Annotated in this window: 3 protein-coding genes; 2 read left to right on the forward strand and 1 reads right to left on the reverse strand. The window is 27.3% G+C overall.

Annotated features, from left to right (window positions below):
* Positions 1–314: 314 nt before the first annotated feature.
* Positions 315–1,049 carry a Bax inhibitor-1/YccA family protein gene (locus tag E6A48_RS10675; protein WP_013243387.1) on the forward strand — a complete coding sequence of 245 codons (735 nt, stop codon included), beginning with the start codon at positions 315–317 and terminating at the stop codon, positions 1,047–1,049.
* 57 nt (positions 1,050–1,106) lie between these two features.
* On the opposite strand, the gene E6A48_RS10680 is transcribed toward E6A48_RS10675, so the two are convergent.
* Complete coding sequence (locus E6A48_RS10680; protein ID WP_219710209.1) at positions 1,107–1,649, reverse strand: GNAT family N-acetyltransferase; 543 nt, start codon at positions 1,647–1,649, stop codon at positions 1,107–1,109.
* Positions 1,650–1,827: 178 nt separating this feature from the next.
* Here E6A48_RS10680 and E6A48_RS10685 point away from each other — a divergent pair, with 178 nt between their 5' ends.
* A complete protein-coding gene (locus tag E6A48_RS10685) occupies positions 1,828–2,715 on the forward strand; it encodes a polyprenyl synthetase family protein (RefSeq protein WP_219710211.1) in 888 nt (295 codons plus the stop codon).
* The last annotated feature ends 39 nt before the right edge of the window (positions 2,716–2,754 follow it).

Genomic DNA, 2,754 nt, shown 5'->3' on the forward strand with positions numbered 1-2,754 from the left:
CTCCCTTCGGTCGCAAAAGAAGTGGGGGTGCGGGGGCAAAGCCACAACAAACAATAAATAAAAAAACAAAATTAAAAATTTTAATATATTTATTTTAATTTTTTTATTGATTATTCAACCGCACGTAGAGGGAATTTTACAATATTAACTTGTTTGCTATTCTAATTTTATTATATTTGAAATTTGGTTTACCGTGCGTTAATGAGATTTTTGAATATAATTGGGCTTGAGTTTTTTGTTTATACCTATATAATCTATCTAATAGTATTTTAGTTTTTAAATATTATTAATTTTATTTGGAGGTTTAATTGAAAATGGCTAATCCAGTTTTATCAGAAAAAGCTTTTGATTATGAATTAAGGAATGCAAATGAAGGCACTATGACTATTAATGGTGCTATAAACAAATCTATTATTTTAACATTGGTTTTAATACTTTCTGCAATGGTTAGTGTATTTTTTGTTTTAGCAAACAACCCAGCAATGCTTTATCCTGTTGCTTTAGGTTCATCTATAGGTGCTTTTGTTTTGGCTTTAATAATGACTTTCAAAAAAGAGTTGGCAAAGGTTTTATCTATACTTTATGCTATACTTGAGGGTGTTGCTGTTGGAGCGGTTTCTTATGTTTTTAATGCTGCTTATGATGGTATAGTTGTTCAGGCTGTATTTTTTACTTTTGCTGATTTATTTATTATGCTTCTCCTTTATAGATTTAGAATTATAAGAGTAACAGAAAAGTTTAGAAGTGTAATAGTGGCTGCAACTTTATGTATAGCTATTGTATATTTAGTTAATTTTGTAATGTCATTCTTTGGAGCAAGAATTCCTTTCTTATATGGTTCTAGTCCTTTAAGTATTGGTATTAGTGTTGTTATAGTTGTAATAGCTTCACTTAATTTACTTTTAGATTTTGATTTTATGGAGAAGGGTGAGGCTTATAATATGCCTAAATATTTTGAATGGTATGCTGCTTTTGGTTTACTTGTTACTTTGGTTTGGTTATATTTAGAGATATTAAAACTTTTATCAAAGATAAGAAGCAGAGATTAATAATTATTAAATAATTAATAAGGTATGCATAAATTGCATGCCTTTTTTTTAATTATTTTATTTCTCACAGCAAAAAACATAATGAGGCATATCTATATTGTAATAATGCTTTGTTATTTTGCCTACTATTTTCATTTTGTTTTTTATAGCTACTTTTTGAGATGGTATGTTGTTATCTCTTATTATAGAATAAACTCTATCAGCATTTAGTTTATTAAAAGCATATTCTTTAGAAGAGAGAGCACTTTCTATAGCAAATCCTTTATGCCAATAATTTTTATTGAATAAATAACCTATCTCAAGAAGTTCATTAGAGCCATTAATTTTTATATCAATATTTTGCATAGTTAAACCAGCCTGCCCAATGAGTTTATTGTTTTCTTTTAATATAACAGCCCAAAGTCCAAATCCATAAGTTTTATATCTGTTTATTTGTCTTTCAAACCATTCTCTGCATTCTTCTTCTGTAAATCCATGTTCATAAGCATACATAGTTTCTTTGTCTTTTAATATCTCGCATAAACTATTATAATCTTCTTTGCTGTTTTCGTTTAATTCTCTTAATATTAGCCTATCTGTTTCTATAATGATTTTTTCCATTTTATAATGTTTCCAATTTTTTAAATTAAATATTATTATCTATTTTTTATCGTATTAAATTAAATAATCAATAATCTATAATAAAAACTTAATACAATTTTTTTATTTAATATTAGCTTTACATTTTCATCTCTTTTTATATAATGATTTTATTATTAAGTGGTAAGGAATAAATAAAATGAATCTTAAAGAGTATATGAATACAAGATTAAAAGATATTGATAGCGAGATAAATAATATTTTTAAAAGCAGCAGTATTTCATTAGAAAATAATTTTTTAGATATGCTTAAATATCCGCTTGATGCAGGAGGAAAGAGATTAAGACCAATTTTAACTTGCCTAGCCTGTGAATTATTTAATGGAGATTATAAAAAAGCAATTATTCCAGCTGTATCATTAGAGCTTATTCATACATATTCTTTGGTTCATGATGATTTGCCTGCTATGGATAATGATGATTTAAGAAGAGGCAAACCAACAACGCATGTTAAATATGGAGAGGCTAATGCTATACTTGTTGGGGACGGACTTCTTACTCATTCATTTGAGATTTTATCCAATGCTAATGTGAATGATAAAACTTTAAGAAAACTTCTTTATGAGATAAGTTATGCTGCTGGAGTTTCTGGAATGGTTATGGGACAGTTTATAGATTTGTATTATGAAGAGAGAGATATTGATTTTGATATGCTTAAAATACTTCACTCTAAAAAAACAGGTGCTATGATTAGAGGAGCTGTGAGAGTGGGGGCTATTGCTTCAGAGAAAGAGAATATAAATTTAGAAAATATTACTAAATATGGAGAGGCTATTGGTTTAGCTTTTCAGATACAAGATGATATACTTGATGTAATTTCTGATAATGAAACTCTTGGTAAAACTGTGGGTAAAGATGAGAAAGAGGGTAAACTTACTTATGTTAAACAGTTTGGTCTTGAGGGGGCTAAAGAAAAAGCAATAGAGACATCAAAAGAGGCTATAGATTATTTAAATGTATATGATGATAACGAGGCAAAAAATATATTAATTGAGCTTGCAAATTATATAGTAGAGAGAAAATCGTGAATGATATTAGAGAAAATAATTTAAATGCTATAAAAAAAA

The sequence above is a fragment of the Brachyspira pilosicoli genome, from assembly GCF_019402445.1.
Taxonomy (GTDB): domain Bacteria; phylum Spirochaetota; class Brachyspiria; order Brachyspirales; family Brachyspiraceae; genus Brachyspira; species Brachyspira pilosicoli_B.